At 50.7% G+C, this 25,644-nt stretch carries 25 protein-coding genes; 12 read left to right on the forward strand and 13 right to left on the reverse strand.

Annotated features, from left to right (window positions below):
• Positions 1-55: 55 nt before the first annotated feature.
• Positions 56-676, reverse strand: coding sequence for an FKBP-type peptidyl-prolyl cis-trans isomerase (gene fklB / locus JG725_RS17810; protein WP_172291175.1), 621 nt, complete (start codon positions 674-676; stop codon positions 56-58).
• A 258-nt stretch (positions 677-934) separates the two neighbouring features.
• Here fklB and JG725_RS17815 point away from each other — a divergent pair, with 258 nt between their 5' ends.
• Positions 935-1,633, forward strand: a complete 699-nt coding sequence (locus JG725_RS17815; RefSeq protein ID WP_172291174.1) for a LysM-like peptidoglycan-binding domain-containing protein — start codon at positions 935-937, stop codon at positions 1,631-1,633.
• A 99-nt stretch (positions 1,634-1,732) separates the two neighbouring features.
• Here JG725_RS17815 and rplI read toward each other — a convergent pair whose 3' ends face one another.
• Genes rplI through rpsF form a run of 4 tightly spaced genes read right to left on the reverse strand, consistent with a single transcriptional unit; the run spans position 1,733 to position 3,177 of the window.
• On the reverse strand, positions 1,733-2,185 hold the full coding sequence (gene rplI / locus JG725_RS17820) for a 50S ribosomal protein L9 (protein ID WP_172291173.1): 453 nt from the start codon (positions 2,183-2,185) through the stop codon (positions 1,733-1,735).
• A 41-nt stretch (positions 2,186-2,226) separates the two neighbouring features.
• On the reverse strand, positions 2,227-2,454 hold the full coding sequence (rpsR, locus tag JG725_RS17825; RefSeq protein ID WP_005974788.1) for a 30S ribosomal protein S18: 228 nt from the start codon (positions 2,452-2,454) through the stop codon (positions 2,227-2,229).
• A gap of 4 nt (positions 2,455-2,458) precedes the next feature.
• Complete coding sequence (priB, locus tag JG725_RS17830) at positions 2,459-2,779, reverse strand: primosomal replication protein N (RefSeq protein WP_199379198.1); 321 nt, start codon at positions 2,777-2,779, stop codon at positions 2,459-2,461.
• A gap of 5 nt (positions 2,780-2,784) precedes the next feature.
• Positions 2,785-3,177: a 30S ribosomal protein S6 gene (gene rpsF / locus JG725_RS17835; RefSeq protein WP_172291171.1), complete on the reverse strand. Its 393-nt coding sequence runs from the start codon at positions 3,175-3,177 to the stop codon at positions 2,785-2,787.
• A gap of 434 nt (positions 3,178-3,611) precedes the next feature.
• Here rpsF and JG725_RS17840 point away from each other — a divergent pair, with 434 nt between their 5' ends.
• Positions 3,612-4,079: an Hcp family type VI secretion system effector gene (locus JG725_RS17840; RefSeq protein WP_199379200.1), complete on the forward strand. Its 468-nt coding sequence runs from the start codon at positions 3,612-3,614 to the stop codon at positions 4,077-4,079.
• 1 nt (position 4,080) lies between these two features.
• Positions 4,081-4,824 carry a DUF4225 domain-containing protein gene (locus tag JG725_RS17845; RefSeq protein WP_199379202.1) on the forward strand — a complete coding sequence of 248 codons (744 nt, stop codon included), beginning with the start codon at positions 4,081-4,083 and terminating at the stop codon, positions 4,822-4,824.
• Positions 4,825-5,470: 646 nt separating this feature from the next.
• Here JG725_RS17845 and yjfP read toward each other — a convergent pair.
• Entirely contained in the window at positions 5,471-6,226 is a 756-nt protein-coding gene (gene yjfP / locus JG725_RS17850; RefSeq protein ID WP_199379204.1) for an esterase, read from the reverse strand.
• Positions 6,227-6,459: 233 nt separating this feature from the next.
• Between yjfP and bsmA the strand changes: the two genes are divergently transcribed.
• Entirely contained in the window at positions 6,460-6,759 is a 300-nt protein-coding gene (gene bsmA / locus JG725_RS17855; RefSeq protein WP_199379206.1) for a biofilm peroxide resistance protein BsmA, read from the forward strand.
• Between the two features lie 81 nt (positions 6,760-6,840).
• Here the strand turns inward: bsmA and JG725_RS17860 are convergent, their stop codons facing one another.
• From JG725_RS17860 to nsrR, 4 genes are all read right to left on the reverse strand, one after another.
• Positions 6,841-7,239 carry a DUF350 domain-containing protein gene (locus JG725_RS17860; RefSeq protein ID WP_172291166.1) on the reverse strand — a complete coding sequence of 133 codons (399 nt, stop codon included), beginning with the start codon at positions 7,237-7,239 and terminating at the stop codon, positions 6,841-6,843.
• Between the two features lie 71 nt (positions 7,240-7,310).
• On the reverse strand, positions 7,311-8,042 hold the full coding sequence (gene rlmB / locus JG725_RS17865) for a 23S rRNA (guanosine(2251)-2'-O)-methyltransferase RlmB (protein WP_172291165.1): 732 nt from the start codon (positions 8,040-8,042) through the stop codon (positions 7,311-7,313).
• 57 nt (positions 8,043-8,099) lie between these two features.
• On the reverse strand, positions 8,100-10,529 hold the full coding sequence (gene rnr, locus JG725_RS17870) for a ribonuclease R (protein ID WP_172291164.1): 2,430 nt from the start codon (positions 10,527-10,529) through the stop codon (positions 8,100-8,102).
• 41 nt (positions 10,530-10,570) lie between these two features.
• A complete protein-coding gene (gene nsrR / locus JG725_RS17875; RefSeq protein WP_172291163.1) occupies positions 10,571-10,996 on the reverse strand; it encodes a nitric oxide-sensing transcriptional repressor NsrR in 426 nt (141 codons plus the stop codon).
• Positions 10,997-11,601: 605 nt separating this feature from the next.
• Here nsrR and JG725_RS17880 point away from each other — a divergent pair.
• Both JG725_RS17880 and JG725_RS17885 read left to right on the forward strand, forming a co-directional pair.
• Positions 11,602-13,158: a methyl-accepting chemotaxis protein gene (locus JG725_RS17880; RefSeq protein WP_199379208.1), complete on the forward strand. Its 1,557-nt coding sequence runs from the start codon at positions 11,602-11,604 to the stop codon at positions 13,156-13,158.
• A 188-nt stretch (positions 13,159-13,346) separates the two neighbouring features.
• Positions 13,347-14,894, forward strand: a complete 1,548-nt coding sequence (locus JG725_RS17885) for a PRD domain-containing protein (RefSeq protein WP_199379210.1) — start codon at positions 13,347-13,349, stop codon at positions 14,892-14,894.
• A gap of 68 nt (positions 14,895-14,962) precedes the next feature.
• On the opposite strand, the gene JG725_RS17890 is transcribed toward JG725_RS17885, so the two are convergent.
• Entirely contained in the window at positions 14,963-15,373 is a 411-nt protein-coding gene (locus JG725_RS17890) for an H-NS family nucleoid-associated regulatory protein (protein WP_172291160.1), read from the reverse strand.
• A gap of 377 nt (positions 15,374-15,750) precedes the next feature.
• On the opposite strand from JG725_RS17890, the gene JG725_RS17895 reads away from it, so the two are divergent.
• From JG725_RS17895 to JG725_RS17915, 5 genes are all read left to right on the forward strand, one after another.
• Positions 15,751-16,863, forward strand: coding sequence for a helix-turn-helix domain-containing protein (locus tag JG725_RS17895; protein ID WP_199379212.1), 1,113 nt, complete (start codon positions 15,751-15,753; stop codon positions 16,861-16,863).
• A 230-nt stretch (positions 16,864-17,093) separates the two neighbouring features.
• Positions 17,094-17,597: a spore coat U domain-containing protein gene (locus JG725_RS17900; protein WP_172291247.1), complete on the forward strand. Its 504-nt coding sequence runs from the start codon at positions 17,094-17,096 to the stop codon at positions 17,595-17,597.
• 50 nt (positions 17,598-17,647) lie between these two features.
• Positions 17,648-18,340: a molecular chaperone gene (locus JG725_RS17905; protein WP_172291158.1), complete on the forward strand. Its 693-nt coding sequence runs from the start codon at positions 17,648-17,650 to the stop codon at positions 18,338-18,340.
• On the forward strand, positions 18,337-20,682 hold the full coding sequence (locus JG725_RS17910; protein ID WP_233356475.1) for a fimbria/pilus outer membrane usher protein: 2,346 nt from the start codon (positions 18,337-18,339) through the stop codon (positions 20,680-20,682). Before JG725_RS17905 ends, JG725_RS17910 begins: the two co-directional genes overlap by 4 nt.
• Positions 20,679-21,131 carry a spore coat protein U domain-containing protein gene (locus tag JG725_RS17915; RefSeq protein WP_199379214.1) on the forward strand — a complete coding sequence of 151 codons (453 nt, stop codon included), beginning with the start codon at positions 20,679-20,681 and terminating at the stop codon, positions 21,129-21,131. The genes JG725_RS17910 and JG725_RS17915 overlap by 4 nt, the downstream gene beginning before the upstream one ends.
• Positions 21,132-21,247: 116 nt before the next feature.
• On the opposite strand, the gene JG725_RS17920 is transcribed toward JG725_RS17915, so the two are convergent.
• A complete protein-coding gene (locus JG725_RS17920; RefSeq protein WP_172291156.1) occupies positions 21,248-22,597 on the reverse strand; it encodes an adenylosuccinate lyase family protein in 1,350 nt (449 codons plus the stop codon).
• Between the two features lie 11 nt (positions 22,598-22,608).
• Positions 22,609-24,174 carry a PTS transporter subunit EIIC gene (locus JG725_RS17925; protein WP_172291155.1) on the reverse strand — a complete coding sequence of 522 codons (1,566 nt, stop codon included), beginning with the start codon at positions 24,172-24,174 and terminating at the stop codon, positions 22,609-22,611.
• Positions 24,175-24,379: 205 nt separating this feature from the next.
• On the opposite strand from JG725_RS17925, the gene codA reads away from it, so the two are divergent.
• Positions 24,380-25,624, forward strand: a complete 1,245-nt coding sequence (gene codA / locus JG725_RS17930; RefSeq protein WP_199379216.1) for a cytosine deaminase — start codon at positions 24,380-24,382, stop codon at positions 25,622-25,624.
• The last annotated feature ends 20 nt before the right edge of the window (positions 25,625-25,644 follow it).

A 25,644-nucleotide genomic window follows, 5' to 3' on the forward strand; every position in this document is an offset into this window, starting at 1 on the left:
TCTGCTTGATGACAAAAAGGCGCTCAGCAGCGCCTTTGCTTTTATCTTATTAAGCTTAAAGAATTTCCAACAGCTCAACTTCAAAAATCAAGGCGCTGAACGGCGGGATCGACGCGCCGGCGCCCCGTTCGCCGTAAGCCAGATCGTGCGGAATATACAGCTCCCATTTGGAGCCGACCGGCATCAGGGTTAAAGCCTCAATCCAGCCGGGGATCACGCCATTAACCGGAAACTCAGCGGGTTGACCGCGCGCCACCGAACTATCAAACACGCTGCCGTCAATCAGCCGGCCGGTGTAATGAACGCGCACGCGATCCTGACGGGCGGGAATCGCCCCTTCGCCTTGCGTCAGTACTCGGAACTGCAAACCTGACTCTGTGCTGCTCACACCTTCTTTTTGAGCATTTTCAGCCAGGAACTGCTGCCCTTCAACGGCCAATGTCTGCTGGCGCTCACGGCGCACGGCGTCCGCACGCTCGTGAACATCACGCAACGCCCGGTGAACCACATCCACAGGTACGGCCGGCGCATTGCCTTCCAGCGCATCGCGCAAACCGGCAACCAGCGCTTCAGGGATCAAACCTTCAAGACCAGACTCCTGTAATTGTTGACCGACCTGTAAACCGATGCCGTAACTTGCCTGCGCTTCCACGCTATCAAAAGAAGGGGTTGTCATGGATGTTCCTTTTAAACTGTAAAAAACCGAAAGCGCAGCATAACAGCGCCAGAGATTAGGGTAAAATCCTGAGTGCGGATCAAGAACTTTTATCTTTCGATAAGCGGCATAGTCCGGGCTGGCTGACCTATACTATAAAATCAGAGAATTCTGTACTGCCGTTACCTTAAGCATCAAAGAGTTAGCTGGTCATGATCCGTTTGTTACCGATATACTAAAGCGTATTTCTATTATTATAGCGTCGCAAGAGAGGTCACCATGGGCAGAATTGCGCCCAGGAAGCGGAAAGTTACCTGGGGTTATCAAGCGTTATTACGCCTCTGCCAGCGTTTTGTTCATCGGCCCCCAGCGCTATCCGGCGATGAGGGGGAGAATCGTCCATTGCCATCATCATCCGGCCAGCGGATTAAAGCCGCGTTCAACAAAGTCTGGCATCTGCCTGACGGTTACCGTTGGATGGAGCCGCTTCCTCTCTTCCATCGCCGCTGGATCCTGGTGGCTATCGGCGTCTTACTGCTGACGCTGCTGTGGCCTTACAGTCCGCCCCCGGTACAATCCCCGCAACCGCTGCCTGTCGCCAGTGAGCAACCCGCGCCGATGCAGGCGGAAATTATTGACAACAGGCCGCCGGCAGAGCAACCGCCCGCCATCCCGCCCGCGCCTCCAGTTCAACCTGAGCCGCAGAATACGGAAATTCCCTGGCGCAACTATGAAGTTGCCTCCGGCCAGACATTGGCGCAGCTGTTTCGCGATAACAATCTACCGGTCGGCGACGTTTTCGCCATGGCCCAGGTGGAAGGCGATGATAAACCGCTCAGCAATCTGCGAGTGGGTCAGGAAGTCAAATTGCAGTTGAATACGCAAGGCGCAGTGGCGGTGCTGGAAATAGAAACCACGGATAATCAGGTTGTCAGATTCACCCGTAACGCCGATGGGGCGTTTACCCGCACCCGCTGATGTTTATCGTTTCGTTTCAGCCGCCGCAGAAATGCAAAACGCCGGCACAAGGCCGGCGTTTCACGCGTTAACTAAAGTGTTAATAACGACTAGCGTTAATTACGCTTCAGCAACGACAACGACATTCAGCGTAGCGAACACATCGCTGTGTACCTGGAAGCTCACTTCGTGCTCACCCAAAGTACGCAGAACGCCGTTCGGTAAACGAACTTCGCTCTTCGCGATCTCGACACCCGCAGCCGTTACCGCATCAGCGATATCGCGAGTACCGATGGAACCGAACAATTTACCTTCGTCGCCTGCTTTAGACGCGATGGTGACGCTGGTCAGTTCAGCGATCTTGGCGGCGCGAGCTTCAGCAGCGGCCAGAACCTCAGCCAGTTTGGCTTCCAGTTCGGCACGGCGTGCTTCGAAGAACTCAACGTTTTTCTTGGTTGCCGGCACGGCTTTGCCCTGCGGAACCAGAAAGTTACGAGCATAACCCGCTTTAACGTTTACCTGATCGCCCAGGCTACCCAGGTTTGCTACTTTATCAAGCAGAATAACTTGCATTACCTTATCCTCTCAAAGTCTTGTTAATAGACAGCGGCCGATTACTGATGACGATCGGTGTACGGCAACAAAGACAAGTAACGCGCACGCTTGATAGCGCGAGCCAGCTGACGCTGGTATTTTGCACGAGTACCGGTGATACGGCTCGGAACAATCTTGCCGCTTTCAGTGATGTAGTTTTTCAGCGTAGCGATGTCTTTATAGTCGATCTCTACAACGCCTTCCGCGGTGAAACGGCAGAACTTGCGACGACGGAAATAACGTGCCATTTGGCTAGTCTCCAGAATCTATCAATTCAATCTGCTCGGCATGTAACACCACTTTACTCAGGCCATTGCGCCCTTGATGGCAGCTAATAAACCCGTGCACCGTGAGTTGCGTGCCGACCGTTATACTGTGGGTAAATGCTTGTGACGTTGGTCCACTGACAATCACGGGCATACGACACCATGCTTGCCGGCTAAATCCGGCTTCCTCCTGCGTTGATCGGTGCTCAAGCACAAACTGGCAGTGAGGAATACCCGAAGGACTGACTTTACGAATGGGGGTCTTGCACACCGTGCCCGACAACACCAGACGATTGGTCGTCACCACGACAATTACTCTTCAGAATCCCCAGCATCCGCATCATCGCCGGCATCGGCGAAATCTTCACGACGCTCACGGCGTTCGTCTTTCGCTTTAACCATCGGAGATGCTTCGGTTACCGCGTGTTTAACGCGCATAATCATGCTACGGATAACGGCGTCGTTGAAGCGGAAGTTTGTTTCCAGCTCATCGATCACTTCCTGCGGCGCTTCAACGTTCAGCAGAACGTAATGCGCTTTGTGCAGTTTGTTGATCGGGTAAGCCAGTTGACGGCGGCCCCAGTCTTCCAGACGATGAATCGTGCCTTCTGCACCCGTGATAGCACCGGTGTAGCGCTCGATCATGCCCGGAACCTGTTCGCTTTGGTCAGGATGAACCATAAAAACGATTTCGTAATGACGCATCGAATTGCTCCTTACGGATTATTCAGCCTCCTGTCAGGGTCAACCGCGGCCCATGGAAGCAAGGAACGTGTATGTGTGTGCGGCTGAAAAAATGACGCGTAAGTATAGTGCCCCGCCGCGGCAATAGCAAGACGGCGTTTGGCTTAGCAACGCGGTTGTAAACGAAGCGGGTCAGTCAGTAGTAGACGAACCCGCTAATATTATTAATAAAGATAAGTTATTCGCTTAATTAAAAGACATAATTTATTCTCATTAAAATAATCGGTAACGCTTAACGCCAGCGCCAATAAAAACATATTAATTAGCTATTTAATTATTAATTTATAATGTATTTTTACTGCTCAACGACTCTTTACAAGCCATATTTTTGCAGATAACATCCTGGTTTCAGAATAAGGATATTTTTAGAAACGCTCATTAAAACGGACTTTAACATGGCGAATTTAATTTACGCTTCAATTAACGGCAATAAACAGGGGCTGATTTCTTCCGGCTGCGGTAGCCTGCCATCAATCGGTAATAAATATCAGCAAGGCCATGAAGATGAAGTTTTTATTTATGATTTAATCAGCGCCCTTGAACACCATGACAACGTTTCGCTCCATCCTCTGGAAATAAGAAAACCGATCGATAAATCCTCCCCCTTGCTAGCGATGGCGCTAAGTAACTATGAAGTATTGCAATGTGAATTCGCGTTCTATCGGATTTCTGAAACCGGCGGAATGGAGAAGTACTTTGTGATAAAACTGCGGGATGCCCGGATTGTCGAATTAAAGCTATCGGCTCCGCATTCAATGACGCAAAATGAAATGCCGCCGCAGGAAAGCGCCTCATTTAAATACGCTTGTATAGAGTGGGAACACTGCAAAGCGGGCACCAGCGCCTATTGTTTTTGGCGATAAGATGTCAGCCATCGCTCTGGAAAGGAAAATAGCGCAATTGAACCGGCTGACTAATGAGCTGGCGCTGCTATACATCCACGGCTTTGAGGCCCGCCGGGGGTTTCTAAAGGAAATCGCCGCGCTGACAAGTCAATTAGACTATGAGGTGGTTAACTTTTGCCTGACGGAAGACGCAGCCATTAGCGTTATCGATAAAGAAATAAAAAATCTGCAAAAACAAAAATTTGGTTTATCGACGCAAAAGATGATGCAGTATTATGTTTTTGAAAAAGAGAAAAAAGCACAAGCTTTTAATATCATATTAAAGCAGGTTGGCTTTATCGGCGGGGGAACACAGGTTATGGCCGGTATTGCCGTCTGTGGCGCCTCAATGGGTTATCTATGCGCCAGCTTTGGCTCGCTAAATGTCTCTCACGGCTTAAATAATCTGTATGAAAACGGCTATTACCTGTTGTTTAGGGAAAACCGCTCGGGCTGGACGCGGGACGCCTATCGCGCTATTGCTCAATCAATAGGCCAAAACGGAAACCATGCAGATTTAGCCTATGTCAGCGTTGATTTAGGGATCTCCGCTTATGGATTATTCAGAAATGTTGTAAGAGAAGATACTTTCCGACTTTTTAGATATATTAATAGTGATTTTGTTCGGAATTGGAAGACTATGGGGCCAGTATCTTTACCCACTGAATTCACAGTAGATTCTGTTACGCTCACTGATATTTACATATTATACAAAAATGAATAGTATCATCATCATATCTTCCACCTGGCCTGTTTATGTATATCTACTGATATCCATCCTTTGCTTTATCTTATTTCGCAGAAGCAGAGTTGCTTTAGTATTGTTATCGTCTTTTCACTTAATTACTTTTAAGTATGGAATAACAGAGTCATTTCTCTTCAGTTACCTCGATATTTTCATTTATGATGGTACAGAGGTTAGATATCTATCTTTGTTTTTTTGGGGAGTAGGTATATATTTATATTACCTGGAACACAAGAGAAATGTTTAAATATTTTTGGAAGGTTATCTAATATTTACATACAGGATGAATATAAAATAAAAAAATGAATAATATAATAATTCACTCATATAATTGGCCTGTCTATGTATACATAGCCATATCCATAATCTGTTTTGCTCTATTTTACAAAAGCAGACTTATTTTATTTTACTTGGTTCGTATCATCTAATCGCTTTCAGATATGACTTAAAAAACGCACTTTTTTTTACACTTCTCGATATTCCTATAAATTCAAACGTAAGCGTTAACTATATCTCTTTTTTTGTATGTCTATTTTTATATTATTTAGAAAATAAAAGAAACCTTTAACGTCTTCTGGCAGTTGTCTGCTGCCAGATTTATCTTTCAATAAGTGATACACGCCGGTTATTCGGTCAGATGACGCCGGAAAAAATCAACTCCCGCCTGTAACGCCGCCGGCGTGATACGGTGCGTCACGCCGGCCTCGGTCAGATAAGTCAGATTGCGATCCTGGCGGCCTGCTTTCAGCGCCTGATATAAACGCGCGCTCTCCTGCGCCGGCACCACATCGTCGGCGTCGCCATGCCATAACAGCAAAGGGCGATCGGCCAGGGCGTCCAGACGAGAGGAAACATCATACTCGGCAAGCGTCGCCGACAGTTGCTGTAATATTTCCTCTGTCCCTTTCTCGCCAGCCGTCGCCGGTGGATACAACGCGCGCGACAGCGTTGAAAAATACCCCGATCCCATAAAGGCCGCGACGGCGGAGATCCAGGGGTAACGCGCCATACACCCCAGCGCGCTCATTCCGCCCAGAGAAGCGCCGCACACGCCAATGCGTTCGTTGGCAATCAACCCGCGCTGCCGATAGGCATCCACATAACCGGGCAGTTCATGAACGTTGGACTGAAGAATATCCCAGAAATGACGCAGCCGCCGGGCCTCATCGCCATCAAAACGCGCGCCGTGCATGGCGGCATCCGGCAAAATCACCCTGAAGCCCGCCTCCGCCAGCGCATAGCCAAAATAGGAATAGACCTCTTTTGAAGACAGATAGCCGTGAAAGAAAAAAATGGTCGGCAAGGGAACCGAGTGTTTTCCCCCCGGAGCGGCATGCAAAACATCAATACCATTAACGGTATCCAGTGAAATTTCAACCATGTCCTGTTTCTCTACTCGTCATCTCATGTTTTGAACATCTGCCACAGCAAAAACACCATAGCATCAAAAATACATTCTTTTTAAACACAAATTCGCAAGGTTTTAGCGCAAAAATTGCAATGTGGCGTAGTGCAAAGCCTGCGAATACAGCCATTAACGGAATGCCCTTCTACCCCCGACAGATAAAGCGCGTTACACTCAGCGGACTGATAGAGGTCACGGAGAGGCGTGCAATGCTGAAAGCTTTACCGGCGATGATTTTCTCGCTGTTCGTTACCGCATGCGGCACGCTTTCCGGCGCGCCGTTGCCGCCGCCGACAGAACAGGCTCAATTGATTAACTACGCACAAACCGCCGCACTGAAAAAAATCGGAACGGTATCCGTCACCGTGCGCGGTAGCCCGGATGATGCGGATCGGGCGATTCAGCGCCGGGCGGATGAAAAAGGCGCCCGTTACTACACCATTGTGATGAAATCTGAAAAAACAACGCTTCCAGGCACCTGGTTCTCCCGCGCGGTGTTATATCGCTGATATTTCTCTTATAAAGCACAGGGGGCAATAACCATGATGTTATCACCCCCGCTCACGCTGTTATACCCTACCGGCACCGCCTCAATAAGACATACATGCCGCATTCAGGATCCCGCCGCTCAATGACGCAGCGCAGAGAAACACGCCCGAGGCCACTTCATTATCGCGGATATGCTGACTGAGTCCCGGCAGGTACAGGCGCACGGCGCCATAAATCAGCAGTTGGATCACCAGCGCCACAATCCCCCAGGTGATGTAGTCCAACAGGCTGACAGAATTGACCGCCGCACTGGCCAGCGGGATGACATAGCCGATCAGCGCGCCGGCAAAGCCCACCGCCGCAGCGCTATTATTGGCTTTAATCAGCGTCCACTCATCATGCGGCGTAACGCGGGTATAAATAAACAGGAATGCCAGCACCATGACAAACCCAATGAAAAAGTAAGAAGCAAAAGCAAGTAAAGCGGTAACGATTGTCATGCGGTAAATTTCCTTCGGGTTGTCGTTGTTCTGAATAACGATAACGTGGCGCGACGGACCACGACCGGCCGTCAGCCGCGCTGACGCACCGCTTCAAACAGGCATACGCCGGTGGCGACGGAAACGTTCAATGAAGAGACGCTGCCCGCCATCGGGATGCTGATCAACTCATCGCAATGCTCGCGGGTTAAACGGCGCATACCTTCGCCTTCCGCCCCCATCACCAGCGCCAGCGGGCCGTTCAGCGTGCTTTGGTACAGCGTATGGTCCGCTTCTCCCGCCGTGCCGACGATCCAGATACGGTGATCCTGCAACACCCGCAGAGTACGGGCCAGATTGGTCACGCGGATCAACGGGACATTTTCAGCCGCGCCACAGGCGACTTTCTTCGCGGTGGCATTAAGCTGCGCGGAACGATCGCGCGGGACAATCACCGCATGGACTCCCGCCGCATCGGCGCTACGCAGGCAAGCGCCCAGATTATGCGGATCGGTGACGCCATCCAGCACCAGCAGAAAAGGTTTATCCAGGCTATCCAGCAACGCCGGCAGATCGTTTTCTTGGTACTGCCTCCCTTCTTTCACTCTGGCGACAATCCCCTGATGCACCGCCCCCTCGACCTGGCTGTCCAGCCATTGCCGGTTAGCCACCTGAACCACAATCCCTTGCGTTTCCAATTCAGCCACCAGCGGCTGCACGCGGCGATCGTCGCGGCCTTTGAGGATGAAAACTTCCAGAAAGCGCTGAGGATCCCGCTCCAGTAACGCTTTGACAGCATGAATACCGTAAATAATTTCGCTCATTGATACTCTTCAAACAGGGTAAATACCGGGCCGCGATAAACGGCCCTCATAGTTGCCTTACTCCGCGGACTTCTTCTTCGCGCGTTTGGCTTTGGTTGCCGATGCAATCTTACGCGTTTTCTCGGCGTTCTTTTTTGGCTTCGCTTTTGCCGTAGCCGGCTTAGCCTTACGATCGCCCTCTTTGCGGAAAGCGGCATCCGGTTCGAAGTTCGCCGCGGGCTTGGCGCTACGGCGGCGACTCGGTCTGGCTTCGCGGTTATCCGGCTTCTTGGCCCGATCGCGCGCGGTCTTGCCTTCGCCACGCGGCTTACGTGTACTGGAGACCAGCGCAAAATCGATATTGCGCTCATCCATATGGACGGCTTCAACACGGATTTCCACTTCATCGCCCAGACGATAAACCTGACCACGTGATTCGCCGATCAAACGCTGCCCGATATTATCATAACGATAGTAGTCGTTATCCAGCGTGGAGACATGCACCAGCCCGTCGATAAACAAATCGTTCAGCCGCACAAAGAAACCAAAACCGGTCACGCTGGCGATGATCCCCGTGAACACCTCGCCGACGTGATCCTGCATAAAGTCGCATTTCAGCCAGTCGGCCACATCCCGCGTCGCCTCATCGGCACGGCGCTCGGTCATCGAACAGTGCATCCCCAGTTGCAGCATCTCGTTCATATCGCTGTGCCAGCCGCCGGTCGGCGTCCAGCGTTCTTTACGGGAACTGAGCAGATACTTGATTGAGCGGTGCAACGACAGGTCAGGGTAACGGCGAATAGGCGAGGTAAAGTGACCGTAAGAGGTCAACGCCAGACCGAAATGCCCGCGGTTTTCCGGATCGTACACCGCCTGCTTCATCGAACGCAGCAGCATGGTTTGCAGCATTTCACGATCGGGACGACCGGCGATCTCCAGCATCAGATCGGCGTAATCTTTCGGCTGCGGCTTCATTCCGCCTTTTAACGTCAGTCCCAGTTCGCCCAACACGCTGCGCAAAGCCAGGACATGATCTTCACTCGGCCGATCGTGGACGCGGAATAACGCCGGCTCCTCATTTTTCTCGACAAATCTCGCCGCCGCGATATTCGCCAGAATCATGCACTCCTCAATCAGCTTATGCGCATCGTTGCGCACCACCGCCTCGACCCGTTCAATCCGTCGCTCGGCATTGAAAATGAATTTCGCTTCTTCGGTTTCAAACGCGATGCCCCCGCGAATATCACGCGCCCGTTCCAACACCCGAAACATCTTGTGCAGCTCTTCCAGTCCGCCCACCAACGGCTGGTAGTGTGCGCGCAGTTCCTGATCGCCCAGCAGAATGTTCCACACTTTGGTGTAGGTCAGACGGGCGTGCGAACGCATTACCGCTTCATAAAACTTGTACGAGGTGAGTTTTCCCAGCCCCGACACGGTCATCTCGCAGACCATACACAGGCGGTCAACCTGCGGGTTAAGCGAACATAGCCCGTTCGACAGCACTTCCGGCAGCATCGGCACCACCTGCGACGGGAAATACACCGAGGTGCCGCGCGCGCGCGCTTCGTTGTCCAGCGGCGTATTGGGACGCACATAATAGCTGACGTCGGCAATCGCCACCCACAGTCGCCAGCCGCCGCCGCGTTTTTTCTCACAGTACACGGCATCATCGAAATCGCGGGCGTCTTCGCCGTCAATGGTCACCAGCGGCAGCTTACGCAAATCCACCCGACCTTTTTTCGCCTCTTCAGGCACCTCTTCGGACAGATCTTTGACCTGCTCTTCGACTTTTGGCGGCCAGGTATGCGGGATGTCGTGGGTGCGCAAAGCGATGTCCACCGCCAGACTGGTGCCCATGTTATCGCCGAGGATCTCGACGATTTTCCCGACGGCTTTCGTGCGTCGCGTGGCGCGCTGGGTAAGTTCCACCACCACCACAAACCCCATCCTGGCGCCGTTGATCTCTTCTTTCGGAATAAGGATATCAAAGCTTAAGCGGCTGTCGTCCGGAACGACGAAACCGACGCCGGCATCGACAAAGTAGCGCCCGACAATCTGCCCGGTACGCGGCTCCAACACGCGCACGATGCGGCCTTCGCGCCGTCCTTTGCGGTCTGCGCCCAACGGCTGGGCCAGCACCACATCGCCATGAATGGCGCGTTTCATTTCTTCGGCGGACAAATACAGATCGTCTTTGCGCCCTTCCACGCGCAGGAAGCCAAAACCGTCGCGATGGCCGATCACCGTGCCGCGCAGCAGATCCAGTTTTTCCGGCAGCGCGTAACATTGACGGCGGGTAAAAATCAGTTGACCGTCACGTTCCATCGCCCGCAGGCGGCGACGTAACGCTTCGAGTTGCTCTTCGCTGGTTAACTGAAGATCGGCAGCCAGTTCTTCCCGGTTAATCGGGGTATCGCGTTTGGCGATATGCGCCAGAATATATTCACGACTCGGTATGGGGGATTCGTATTTTTCTGCTTCTCGTTCCAGAAACGGGTCTTGTGACATTGCGGTTCCTCCGTTGTCATCAGCAGGAGGCTGAACAGAATTCATTCAACCAACAATAATTTGTAGAGCGGTGGGTTTTCTTTGACCATATCGGCCAGCGTGTATTGATCCAGCTCGTGCAGAAAGCTCTGCACCGCCTGCTGGAGCACTTGTTTGAGTCGGCAGGCAGGGGTAATGTGGCAAAACTCACTGCTACAGTTAACTAACGAGAGCGGCTCCAGCTCACGCACCACATCGCCAACCCGGATTGACCTTGCGGGTTTCCCCAATCGTATCCCGCCATTTTTGCCGCGCACGGCCCTGACAAATCCGCCTCGGCTCAGTTGATTGATGATTTTGACCATGTGATTGCGCGACACGCCATACACTTCCGTCACTTCTGAAATGCTGGTCATTTTGCCATCGGGTAAAGACGCCATATAAATCAGCGCCCGCAGGCCATAATCCGTGAAACTTGTTAACTGCACATAAACCTCGGATACCGGTGGGTATCATTGTACGACGTAGCGAATACGCCCGAAGAAACAGGTCAGGATGCCGCCGGCCCATCGCCGAACCGCACCGCAGACACACAATACTGATCTTATCCGCAGATAATAAACCAGCCGCAAACGCTACGGCTAATTATTTAGCGACAATACCGGTATATACCGCTGAAAAGCGGTAGCCGAAGGCGCCTCGCCGTCTCCCAACGGTCAGTCTCCCGACAGAGTAGTAGAAATCAGCGCTAATCGGAAAAAATATCAACACCATTGCTCTAAGGATTATCGTTTTTAAGCCGATTTTTAGCATGAGCACAACGCTAAGGTTCAGGGTGATGATGCCCATTCTGTGATGAAGCCGGGCGCTTTACCCCTTAACCAAAGCTGGTTTAACGGATTTTCTGCGCTGACATATATTTTTAACTTTATCTTTGTTTTACAGTCATCAACGATGCTCGCACTACACCGATCCCGTATTTTCTGTGATGTTCTGTTTTATTCATCGCCTCATAAAAACGCGTCATACCATGGGGCGATAAAGTTTACGACTTTTGTCACTTTACGCTGCACACACAAGGAATAAGGAAACCATGGGCTTGAAAAACATCTCCATTCGCGCCGGATTACTGACATTACTGTTATCCACCACCCTGCTGCTGCTTATCGTCAGCGGCATGGGGATTCTGGCGCTTAAAAAAGACAGGGAATCGCTGCTGGTACTGAACCAAACTCAGGGAATCGAGCTTGGCAGTCTGATGAATGGATATAACCAGACGCTAAGGGCCAGAGCCTCGGCGACGCTGGCGGTGAGAAAAATTGAAATGGGCCAGCTTGAAGCGGGAACGCAGGAAACCGAAGAAGTGGAAACAGCTCTACTCCAGTCCCGGAAGGAAATCGATCGCGTCATGGCGTCGGTTGAGTCCGATACCCAAAGGCATGGGCTGGCGCAGGAGGTAGCGAAAACCTATCAGGCTTATCTCGAACAAGGCATGATGCCGGTACTGAGTTCACTTCAGAAACAGTACACCGACGAATACTACGAGGTACTCGAAAAACAGCTCGGCCCGCTGAGCGCCGCCTTTGATAAATCCATTCAGGACTTCCGGCTGCACGCGCAGCAGCTTTCTGAACAGGGACTGGCGCAGTCCGAAGGCAATGAACGGATAATGCTGCTGCTCATCGCCATCTCCTGCCTGTTATCCGTGGCGCTGGCGATGCTTGGCTGGGTTGCGCTGCGGCATATGCTGTTAAAACCGTTGGAACAGGCTATTGAACAACTGGAGCACGTCGCCAACGGCGATTTGACGCGCCGTCTGTTGCAGGGCGGCAGTAACGAACTGGGTCGCCTCGGCGACGCGATTGGCCGGATGCAAGGGGCATTGCTGGATTCGGTCAGCCAGGTTCGTGACGCCAGTACGCAGATCGATCTTGGCAGCCGCGAGTTATTTGAGGAAAACACCCATCTTTCCCAGCGCACGGAAGAGTCCGTTGCGGCGCTGGAGCAGACGGCCGCCAGCATGGAGCAGTTGAGCGCGACGGTGAAGCTGAATGCCGAGCACGCCGAACAGGCTCATCAGGTCGCCAACAACGCCTCGGACATCTGCGATCTCAGCAATGAATCCGTCTGCTATGTGATTGAGAAAATGCAGGAAATCGCCACCAGCGCCAAACGGATTAATGACATTCTCGGCGTGATTGACGGTATTGCTTTCCAAACCAACATTCTGGCGCTCAATGCGTCGGTAGAGTCTGCCCGCGCGGGCGAACAGGGACGCGGCTTTGCCGTGGTCGCCGGGGAAGTCCGCAATCTGGCCCAGCACAGCGCTCAGGCGGCGAAAGAGATCCGCTCGCTGATACTGGATTCACAGGAACGGGTGTCGGAAGGGCTGGAACTGGCTTCGCGGGCCGGCGCAACCATGGATGAGGTGACGGAAGAGATCATGCGCATTACCCGGCTGATGAAGGATATCTCCAACGCCACGCAAGAGCAGCATCGGGGTATTGAACAGGTGAATATCGCATTCACGCAAATCGATAAAGTGGCGCAGCAAAATGCCCAGTTGGTTAAGGCCTCCTCGGCCACCACGCAGTCGCTGGAAGAGCAATCCCAGCAGCTTATGCGTTCAATGGCGCTGTTTCAGGTATAAACGGCTTCAGGTATAACGGCGCGGGAGCATTCGGGACCGCCCCCCGAATGCTCCCGGACAAATTCGATTATCCGGCCTGCATCATGGTTTTTACTTTCGTTTTTAGGGCAAAATACCCCAGGTGAATTATCCTTTATATCAAGCCACGCCGATGATAATCGCCGATTAATCCCCCCGATGAGAGTACGATGAACAGCTTTGATCTCGCTTTTCTGAAATATGCGCAGGAATATAGCCCGCTGGCCATTGATGAGGTGATAACCAAATTTGGCAAGACATTGTCCACGCTGAAACGGACGATGAAAGAGATCAATGAGCAACTTCATCCCGCCTATCATCTGCACATTGATAATCAGTTCATTACCACGGCGATGTCCTATCGGGAATATATTGATTTTCTCGACCACATTAAATTCAACCGTTATATCACCACGGCGGAAGAGCGTATTCGGGATTTGAGCGTGGCGCTCTGTCTGCAAGATGTGGTGAATAAAAGCGAGTATTACCGGAAATTTCACGTCAGCCCCACCACGCTGAAAAACGACAATCAGGCGCTGCTCGGCTTTTTACAGGCCAACAAACTCACCATCACCGGTATTCCCAAACTCGGCTCGCGGCTGGACGGCGATGAAATCCTGCTGCGTATCGCCATCTGCCTGATTATTTTGAAAACGGTGGAAATAGGAGAAAACCAACTCCTGGTTCCCCACACTGCCAATGAACCGATAAATAAATCCATTGCCTTGCAGTTTTTAACCCAGTGCGCCCCTGAAATAGAGACCGCCGCCGCCCTTTACCAACAGCGGCTGAAGCCGGTGGTGCAACTGGGTTATAACAGCAAGAAATACTTTCTGGTCTACATGAGCATTGCGTTGCACCGCATCCGGCGCGGCCATGTGATCCCATCCGGTCGCCAGCTTGATTTTATTCAGTCGCTGGATTTTTCCCTGCTGGAACAGCAGCATGAAAATCAGTTTCTGAACCTGCTGATTTCATCGTTAACCTTTACCCGGCGTCCTTTCAATGTGTACGATCCCACGCTGATCCAACATGTTCGGCAATTATGTTCGACCCTATCCCATTTACTACGGGCGCGAATTCAGAATACCCATGACTTCTTTTCCGAACTGTATCAGTTTATTTATTCCGCCATCGTACAGAATAAATTCAACCTCTATTTCGATGATAAAAAGCTGCACGACGTACAAACCCGTTATGCCACGTTATATACCGGCGTTTGTCAGGCGACCGCGCCGATCGAACAGCACTACCAGACGACGTTTTCCCCCATTCATCTGGCCACGCTGGTATTGATCCTGAAAAAATACGAGTTGCAAAACCGCCTCTACAGCGAACCGAAAAAACGCATTATCATCGTAACCAATTCATCTGAAAGCAAAGTGGGTTATTTCAAAGAGGTGCTTAAATCCCATTTCCATATTGATATTGTCGACTGCGTCAATATTAACGAACTACAGCGGCTCAACCAGTTACCCTGCGATTTACTCATTACCTTTACCAATAAAATATCCAACTATCTGAAATATTACCGGCTGGATTATATCAAAGTGAATTTTTATCTTACCCGGGACGACATCGCCTTATTGAGCCAGCAAGGGCTTTCCCGGGCGAGAAAGAAAATTCCCCTTGAGGCGTTTTTGCAGGAAACCGAGGAAATGGATCAACAACAGCGCCGTCTGTGGCTGGAACAGCGCTACCCCGATTTTTTTATCTGATAACATTTTTATTCATAACTAAAAGGGAAGTTTCCTGATGAGAAACGTTCCTGATTACTGACTTTTTGTTATCGGATCTCAAAATCTTCCAAGACCTTGCCATTATCAAGTGCTTCTTTGATAGCCTTGGGAGTACGTCCCTGACCAGTCCAGGTTTTCTCATCGCCATTTTCATCAATATATTTATATCTGGCAGGACGAGGTTCACGTTTAACCTTTGCGGATTTTGCCGATTTTTGTGATATGACTTCAAGAAGTTCGACAGGATCAATACCTTCTTCCAGCAACTTGGCGCGGAAGACTTCAAGCTTGGCCTGACGTTCAGCCTGTTCTTTTTGAATTGAGGCTTCTTCCTCACGGCGATCTTCCACAATAGCGGTCAGCTTCTCCAGCATTTCTTCCAGTGTTGCCAGATCAAGCTCACGAGCCTGAGCACGCAGTGTACGAATGTTATTTAATATTTTTAGCGCTTCGGTCATTTTTTCTATCCTGATAGTTGTAAAAACATTATTGGTATATGAAATTTTTCTTATTAATGTCGAATAAGTTGCGGCTGTTTTTCTTTCGATAAGATTTAGAACACACCCGTATGCAAAATACAATAAGTATCCTTTACGGCAACCAACAATCCCTTCCCCCTAGTCACACCGCTTAATTTCATAACTCTGCTACAGTAAATGTAGTTATCTGTCCAGAAATGGCAGTGCCGTGTCACATGAACACACTCTGGGACTCTGTTGAAAATGAATATTATAAAAAATAGCATTCTATCATGAACGCGAATAGTAGGCTTTTATGGCCTGCAAAAACTAACCCGTGCTTATCATCCAGCGCTGAGGTGGATATCAGGAAAATCGTGATCCTGGCTTACACGGATTGTTTTCTAGGGGACGTCATTAACTTATTGGAAATTCTGACAACACTTAACAAAAATCAACCAAATTCACCCGGGGAAAAAATACATTATGTGACTCGAATTTACTCCTTATACGGCGGTTCGATCACCTCCCCTTCAACGACCTTAATGAATGTAGAAACTCAAGCCGTGCAAGTTTCCCGGCAAGCAGACATTGATATACTCATTATCGCTCATGGTCCTCAACAGGCGATCTCAACGCCGCCAGATTCGATTATCCACTGGTTGCGTAAGATCTGCTTTCAATCACGATGCGTCATCGCTCTTGGCACCGGCATCTTCTGGCTGGCGGCCTCCGGCGTATTGAATCAACGAACGGTCACGACCCACTCATCACTGATAGCCAGGTTGATAGCATGCTATCCGACGCTGCGCGTAAAACAGAATGCCGACCTCCAACAAGATGGTAAATTCTATACCGCCAGTGAGCACGTCAATATAAAAGAAATGGCCCAACTGTTATTGCGTTCAGATCGAGGGGAAATCACCACTGATGGCCTTACTACCGGCGCCTTAAAACCGCCTCATCTGGATAATGCCTCGTGTCTGTTAGATTCTGTTTTCACGCACACGCAATCTATCGCTCATCGCATTATACTTTGGTGGCTTACTCATATTGATGAAGATTTAAATACGGCCCAATCCGCCTGTTATTTAGCCATGAGCGAACGCAATTTTCGACGTCACTTCAAACTACAAATGGGATATTCTCCCTCTTTATTTTTATTATTATTGCGTCTTGAACTCTCACGACAGGCATTGATTAATAGCAACTTACCTATCGATAAAATCGCCCGCCGCTGCGGATTGCGGGATGGACAACAATTAGCCAGAATATTCAGAAAATTTATCGGCACCTCCCCTCATCAATATCGGGAGGTAAAATATAAAGAACACTTTATCGGGCTCAATCCGGTCTATAGCGATTTATTTAATGCCGTCAATCTACCTGGATGGCTATGTGCTTTTTTAGCCAACATAAATCCCGAAAAACAGAAAAAACTATCGATATTACTCTATTTACAATATCAACCTGCAATTGAGCATTCCTGATGCAAGCAATAAATCGGAAAAAGACGATACGCCATTTTTCCAACGTTTATCTTTTATTACCTTAATTACGCATCATGGGTATTGGCCGTTTTTGCAGTACATAAGGCCGGGTATGGAGCGGTATAGTCCCAATGTCCTCTTAAATAACGGTTAGACTAAACGTGAGAAATGGCCTCCTTGTTTTTACGCCAAATCCATTCAGTTTTCTTTTGCGTTTTCAAGGCATCCTCATGTCCAACAATCTATTGATTAAAATGACAGTATTATCTTCACTGTGTCTCAGCGGTGCGCTTTCTACTCAAGCGCTTGCCGCTACGGCAACAGACACGATGGCGGTCAGTGCAACCGTGGTCGCCGCCTGTACGATCTCAACCACGCCTCTCGCCTTCCCTGATTATTCAGGCGTCGCCGTTGATTCCACCGCAACCTTGTCGATTCTTTGCTCTAATGCGGCACCTTATACGGTGGGTCTTGGCGCAGGGACGGCCGTCGGGGCCACCACAGCCTTGCGTGCCTTAACTGGCTCGGTTGCCGGGTCAACACTGAACTACGGGTTGTATCAGGAAGCTGCGCATACCACCAACTGGGGCAATACCATTGATACGGATACGGTGGCCGGAACAGGTTCCGGGGCGACACAAACGTTGACGGTTTACGGCGAGATTGCTGCGAATCAGCTCACCTCCGCCGTTGGCACCTACTCGGATACTATCGCAGTTACCATTAACTACTAATACAAAGGTTAGCGATTATGCCCCGTAATAGATTAATATTCAGGGCGCTAATGATTGCAGGTCTGTGGTGCATTGCACTACAGACCTTTGCGCAAGCGCTATCCATTGTACCGATCAGTCAAACACTGTCAGCGAATAAACGGGCCGCCAGCTTCACGCTAACCAATCATTCCGATAAAAACACCCAGGTCCAGATCCGCAGTTATGCCTGGACACAAACGGTTAACAGTGATACTTACCAAGATACGACCAGACTGTCGATCAGCCCTCCTTTCGCGACCATTGCTCCAGGTCAATCCCAAACCATCCGCTTGTTATTACGTGAATCCGCGGGCCAAACAGAAGAAGCTTATCGGGTGATCTTTGACCAAATCCCGGATAACAATAGAAATAAAGTCGAGCTGGCGTTACGTTTTACCATCCCGGTGTTTTCCCAACCACAGGCATTATCCACTGCGGATATTCGCTGGCGGGTTGAGAAACGTCAGGATCAGGCCGTATTGATCGCCGTCAATCATGGTCAACAGCACGCCATGTTGACAAACATTTCGCTGAATACCGACGGCAATATCGCGCTTAAACTTAAGGGACCGGGTCTGCCTTATATTCTTGCCGGCAGCGAGCGCCACTGGCTGATCGACGATCGTCTGCATCGGTTAACCCCCGGCAGGCGCTTACACCTGAAAAACGCCAGCCCGACAAGTCATGCCGATCAGTGGCTGAATGTGGGTATCACAGATTGAATGTTGTTCGCCCGTTGGGATTATTGTTGAGCATCATCGGCCTGTTCTGCCCAGGATTAAATGGCATCGCCTGGGCTGAATCCTCGGCCAGACAAAACCTGTTGCTCAGCGTGGTAGTAAACGGACAACAGCGTGAAGGCATTGATGATTTTGTCGAGGATAACGGAGAGCTGTTTGTTACCGTTACGCAACTCACCCGGTTAGGGCTGAGTTTACCGCCCTCTCAGAACGCCACGAACGATGAATTAATCAACCTAAGCACTATTCAGGGCTGGCGTTATCAATTAGACAATGAAACACAAACGCTCCATCTGCAAATCCCCAATCAGAATCTGGTGGCGCAACAGTTGAACGCTCCCCAAAAGCCAGACAGTGGTTCAGTTCCACACAGTGATAATGGCGCGGTATTGAATTATGACACTCAAATGACCCACTATGCCGGGCAATTGAGTGATAGCACGACGGGTGATTTACGGTTGTTTGGCAATCATGGCGTATTTTCAACCAGCGGAATACGGACGAATAATCCTTATCTTCGCCGAACCGTGCGGCTGAATAGCACATATAGCGTTTCTGATGTGGAAAAGCTGCGCACCTACAATGTCGGCGATTTTATCAATAGTGGTTTACCCTGGACCCGCCCTATCCGCATGGCGGGTATGCAGATGACCACCAATTTTAGCCTGCGTCCGGATCTGGTGACGTTTCCCCGCCCGGGAATTACCGGTGAGGTCGCGGTGCCTTCATCCGTTGATATCTATGTCAACGGTATACATCAATTGTCCAGCCGGGTAGAACCGGGTCCCTTTGAAGTTACCCAGTTACCAGTGACAAGTGGCGGTGGGGAAATCGCTATGGTGGTTAAAAGCGCCAACGGTCGGCAAATCCAACAGACGCTGCCTTTTTATACCGGTGCCTCATTACTCGAAAAAGGGTTGGACTCATTGGGCGTGGAAACCGGATTGGTACGCCGCCGTTATGCCACTCGTTCCAGTGACTATACGCAGAGCGCGGCTGCACTGAGCTATCGTCGAGGCATAACCAGCGGGCTGACGCTGTCCAGCCATCTTGAAGGTACTGAAAAACTGGCTATGGGCGGGATCGGCGCCGATCTGTTAATCAGCCGCTACGGCATCCTCTCATCTTCATTAGCGACCAGCCATTTCGGTAACCGGCAGGGGAGCCAATACGGGCTGGGCTTTTCCCATATTCTACCTGCCATGAGCTATGGCATCAGTATCCTACAGGCTGATAAACATTTTTATGATATTGCCGCCGCCAACGACGACACGATGCCTGGCACCACGCTACGCGCCAGCATTGGATTTCCCGTGTCACCCGGCAAGGGTTCATTTAGCCTGATTTATGCCAAGAGAATGGTCACTTTTTATAACGACTATGATTTAACATCGGAACGCATTGCCACTTCAACGCTTTCAGCGACCTACTCTGCTTCATTACCGTTTGATTCTTATGGTTATATCACGGTGTTGCATGATTTCGACAATCAACAAGGTAGCGGTATTTTTATTGGCTTCTCCATCCCCTTTGGCCGCAGAGCCACCATCAGCGCCAATAGCAGTATAAGCAACGGTAATCACTATCAAACCGTACAGGCACGGCAATCCGCGGTACAACGTGGCGATGTCGGCTGGAAAATCGCCAATCAGAGTGGAAGCCGAGCGCGACAAAATATGGCGTTAGATTACAAATCGCCATGGGGTTTGATGGGTACCGAGATCGAACGAAGCAAGGAAGGAAATGCGGTGCGCGCCAGCGCTCAAGGGGCAATTTCGACCCTTGGCGGCCATTTTTTCGCCTCGAATACTATTCATGACAGCTTCGGCGTAGTCGATACCGATGGATTATCCGGCATCACCGTATTACAGGAAAATCGGCCTCTGGGTAAGACCGATCGTAATGGCGTGATGTTTATTGAAGCGCTCAACGCCTATGAAAATAATCATTTGTCGATTGATCCCAACGATGTGCCGATGGATGTCTCGCTGCGTTACACCGAGCTCCACCTCACCCCCCGCGATCGTGCCGGCGTACTGGCCAAATTTCCCGTTCACCGCAGTAACAGCGCCACTATCAGGTTGGTTGATTCCAACCATCAGCCTATGCCGCTGGGCAGTACCGCCATCCTGAATGAAAATGGTATGCAACAGGTGATTGGCTATGACGGCATTATTTTCTTTGAAAACCTTGCCACGCATAACACGCTTAGCGTACAGCGAAATGAGCACCCCGCCTGTCACGTCGCCTTTGATTATCACCCTCAACCCAACACGATCCCCGAGATCGGGCCATTGACCTGCCTTACCGGAGAAAAACCATGAGATTAACCACATTATTGTGTCTTCTCACCTTGCTTCCTGTGGAAGTGCTGGCCTATAGCTGTGCGATCAGCACGACAGCATTAAATTTCGGCGCCATAGAAGGGATTACCGGCACATCACTGCAAAGTACGGCTACTTTCACGGTGAAATGTCAGGCAGACACTGACACAGACAGCGCCATTAGCTATCAGATAATGATTGATGGCGCCGAAACGGGCGGCCAGCGTCAAATGACCAATGGAAATCACACTACACATTATCAGCTCTATACATCGGGCAATAACCAGCAAATCTGGGACAGCAGCACCGGAACGCTGACAGATAGCTACACGCTGGTCGCCGATACAAGTGAAACTCGCACTTATACGGTTTACGCCAGTATGGCTCCCTCTTTTCAGGATGTTCCAGGAACGTATCTCGATACCCGTACCATCAATCTGGTGTATTAAGTACAGTGCGCGAATAAGTCCTCTTATTGAGGCAATCAGCACGGTCTGGCTAAAGTGGAGCAAAGCTATTTAGCGTTGCCCCCCTGATGCCGTTTACGGAAAAAAATCACGCTGACTTACGCTATCCGCTTGAATACCTGTTCGGCCATCTCTTCCGCCAGTACCGCGCATAATCCGGTATAGGCCGCCGGATCCAACAGTTCGGCAATCTCCTGCGTGGTGAAATTCGCCGCGATAACCGGATTGCTCGCCAGCGCCTCATGGTAGGCAATATTTTCATGGGTACTGCGCATCGCCACCTGATAAACCAACTCGTGGGCCGGATCCTTACCCAGTTTATCCACCAGCTTCATCATGATTTTTTCACTATTGATCAGCCCATGCGTCAACCCCACATTCTGCCGCATCCGCTCCTTGTTGATCACCAACGTCCGGGTCAGCTCTTCGGCCCGCAGGATAATTTCCGCCATCAGCTCAATACTTTCCTGAAGATTGGCATCAAAAATAAAGTAGGCGGAGCTATCCGCTTCGAACGGACGCGGGCAGACATACAGCGATGAGGTCAATACCGCATACAGCCTTTGCGCATTGGCAATGATCCCTTTCGCCAGCTTGGGATTAACCTTTTGCGGCATGGTGCTGCTGCCGACCGTCCCTTTGGCAAAGGCTTCGGAAACCTCGCCGAACTCTTCGCTGGAGGTCTGATAAACCTCTTCGGCGATTTTATGCAGCGTGGTGGCCAACAGACACAGATTCGAGATGTATTCAGCCCGATACACCCGGGCATTACGCGACGGGATCGCCATTGCATGCATTCCCAGCGCCTCCGCCACCAGATCCTGTACCCGACGACCGGGTTCGCCGGTGGCATGGAAAGCGCCGACCGCGCCGCCCATCATCACGGTAAATACCCGTTTCTCCGCTTCCTGCATACGCTCTACCGCGCCCAGTAGTTCATAAATCCACACCGAGACCTTATAGCCATAGGTAATCGGCAACGCATGTTTGCCATGGGTGCGCCCCGCCATCAAGGTGTCTTTATGCGTTTTCGCCAGCCGGGCAAGGTTGAGCAGCACGCTGTCCACAAACTGCAACAGTCGCTCATGGAACTGCTTAACGATATACAAATGCGCCGTTTGCTGGATATTCTGCGTCGTCACGCCATAGTGCACATACTTGCCGCTTTCGGCGTCGCAGGCATTGACCAGCACCTTTATCACCGGAACAAAGCCGTGGCCGATTTGTTGCAACAGACGCTCGATCTCCGCCAAATCAATACGTTCCAGCTTACAGTTGGCGGCAATATTCTCCGCCGCCTGTTGCGGGATCATCCCCGCTTTGGCCTGCGCCAGCGCCAGCGCGGCTTCAATATCAAGCCATGACTGTACCCGCGCCTCATGGGTAAACAGACTTTTCATTCCTTTATCGTCAATGGTTTTACTTTTTGAGTCATACAGTGCGCGCATGTTTATTCCCCTTAACCTTGGTTATTTCCAGCCAGAACATCGTCTACCGCGTTACGGACAAACTCGACATGCGGCCCGAAAACAACGTGAATATGGTTGCTGGACGGAATAAACGTCCCCAGCGATCCCGACTCTTTAAGCGACTCCATCCGTAGCAGTTTTTGATCGTAGAGATCGACGCGCAGACGGGAAACGCAATTTTCCACCCGTTTGATATTACTTTTGCCGCCCAATCCCTCAATCACCAACTGGGCTACCTTGTCATATTCCTTGTTATTTAATAGCGTGCTGTCCGCCATCTCATTTTCACGACCGGGCGTTTTGATATCGAACTTGCCAATTGCCCAGCGGAAGAAGAAATAAAACACCACAAAGTTGATACTGCCGAGCACGATCAGATTTACCCAGTGGGTATTTTCATACATCAGGCCGAAAATACCGAAGTCAAAAATAGTACCGCGAATATAGCCGATGGAGACGTCTAATATTTGCAGAGGTATGGTTAATAATCCGCACAATATCGAATAGACAATAAACAGTTTCGGCGCAATAAACAGGAAGGAGAATTCAAGCGGTTCGGTGATGTTGCCGAGGAAAGCGGTAAGCACCACGGTCAATATCATCCCTTTGGCAAATTTCTTATTCTTGAAATACGCCATGTGATACATCGCCAGACCAATGGCGGGCACGCGGAATAAGGTGGTCAGCATTTGCGACGAGGCAAGGTAACTCGACAACGTCGGCATAAATTCATTCCACGCCGGATGGTTGGGGCCTAACTCAAAAAGAATTTTATTCATCGCCGGCAAAATACCGACATAGGTTTGCCCGTCGATTAAATAGGTTCCGCCCGCCTCGGTAAAGCGTACGGTGGAACTGAGGACATGATGCAAACCAAACGGGATCAGCAGCCGGTTAAGCGTCATATAGATCCCCGAACCAATATGAGGCGCCATCATCACGGTTGAAATACTTTTCATTCCCGCCGTAAACACATCCCAGATGAACGGGATCAGCAGCCCGACGGGGATCGTAAAGGCGATGGATATAATCGCCACGGACTTTTTACCGCTGAAAAACGCAAAGGCCAGCGGCAACTGCAAGCGATAATAACGATCGGTGACTTTCGCCGCCAGCAAGCCGGCGATAATGCCCCCCAACGCCTCTATTTTCAGCGTCTGGATCCCTAGCACCATCCCCTGCCCGACAAAAGCCATATTGCCTTCAACCAATTGCCCCATCAGTTTTAAATGGACATGCATGGATATCAGCAATGTCATATAAGCAATTACCGATGAGAAAACCGCAATCCCTTTTTCTTTTTTTGACATGCCATAAGCGACGCCCATGGCAAACAGCAGCGGGATATTTTGAAAAACCACGCTACTGATTGAACCAACGGACGACAGAATAGCCTTGAAATAAGCATTACCTAAAAAAGGCAGCTTATCGATCATATAGGCCTGTCCCAACGCGCTGCAAATACCCATTAACATCCCGACGGGCGCTAATACTGCAATGGGTAATAATAGTGAGCGTCCAAATGTTTGTATTTCGTTTTTAAAATTGGCGTTCATAATAAGATCCCTGGTGTGGATTTACAGGCTTATAAGACACTAACGACAAACAGGCCATCAAGGTCAAATACCGACTGATTTAAAGCTCATCTTTTGCCCGTGAAAATAATGACATCACTCACAATTTTTAGCGCATTGCGCGATAATGTGCATATTGTTAGTGCATCAGTCGCCTAATTTACCCGGCAAAACAGCAGGAGTTCTTATGAAAATAATCAATGCCGTCCTTCGCCAGCAAAGCGGACTCTTCAGCATTACCCTTGATCGCGGCCTGATCGCGGCCATTGAGACGCAGCCCGCGTTATTGCCCGCCGCGGAACATCAGGATGCGATCGATGCCGGCGGCCAGTTGGTTATTCCCCCGCTGGTCGAGCCGCATATTCATCTGGATGCCGTTCTGACGGCCGGCGATCCGCAATGGAACATGAGCGGCACGCTGTTTGAAGGCATTGAACGCTGGAGCCAGCGTAAGGCGACCATCACCCATGACGACACCAAACGCCGGGCGCACACCGCCATCGGTATGCTGCGGGATCACGGTATTCAGCATGTACGAACGCACATTGACGTCACCGATCCCAGTCTGGCGGCGCTGCAAGCCATGCTGGAGGTGAAGCAGGAGGCGCGCAATCTGATTGATTTGCAAATTGTCGCCTTTCCGCAGGAAGGCATCGAATCATTTGCCGACGGACGCCGGTTGATGGAACGCGCCATTGAAATGGGCGCCGATGTCGTCGGCGGTATTCCTCATTTCGAAAATACCCGCGAGCAGGGCGTCAGTTCGATCAGGTTTCTGATGGATCTGGCCGAACGCACCGGGTGTCTGGTGGACGTGCACTGCGATGAAACCGACGATGCGCAGTCACGTTTTCTGGAAGTGCTGGCGGAAGAAGCCAGAGTCCGGCAGATGGGGCACCGGGTTACGGCCAGCCATACGGTGGCGATGGGTTCCTATGATAACGCCTATTGCTCCAAGCTGTTCCGTTTACTCAACCTGTCCGGCATCAACTTTGTTTCCTGCCCGACGGAAAGCATTCATCTTCAGGGACGCTTCGATACCTTTCCCAAACGACGCGGCGTTACGCGGGTGGCCGAGTTGGATCGGGCGGGCATGAATGTCTGTTTCGGACAGGATTCCATCAAAGATCCGTGGTATCCCCTCGGTAACGGCAACATTCTGCGCGTGCTGGATGCCGGGCTGCATATCTGCCATATGATGGGGTATGAAGATCTGCAACGCTGCCTGGATTTTGTCACCGATAACAGCGCCAAAGCGATGCATCTGGGAGAAGGTTACGGCATCGCAGTCGGTCGTCCGGCCAATCTGGTGCTGCTGGATGCGGAAAACGATTACGAAACCGTGCGCCGTCAGGCCAAAGCCAGACTGTCGATCCGGCACGGCAACGTCATCATGCGCCGTACCCCGGAACAGCTGAGCTACCCGGGCTAAATGCCGGACGCCCCGGATGC

It is taken from the genome of Brenneria sp. L3-3C-1, assembly GCF_016456245.1.
GTDB lineage: Bacteria > Pseudomonadota > Gammaproteobacteria > Enterobacterales > Enterobacteriaceae > Brenneria.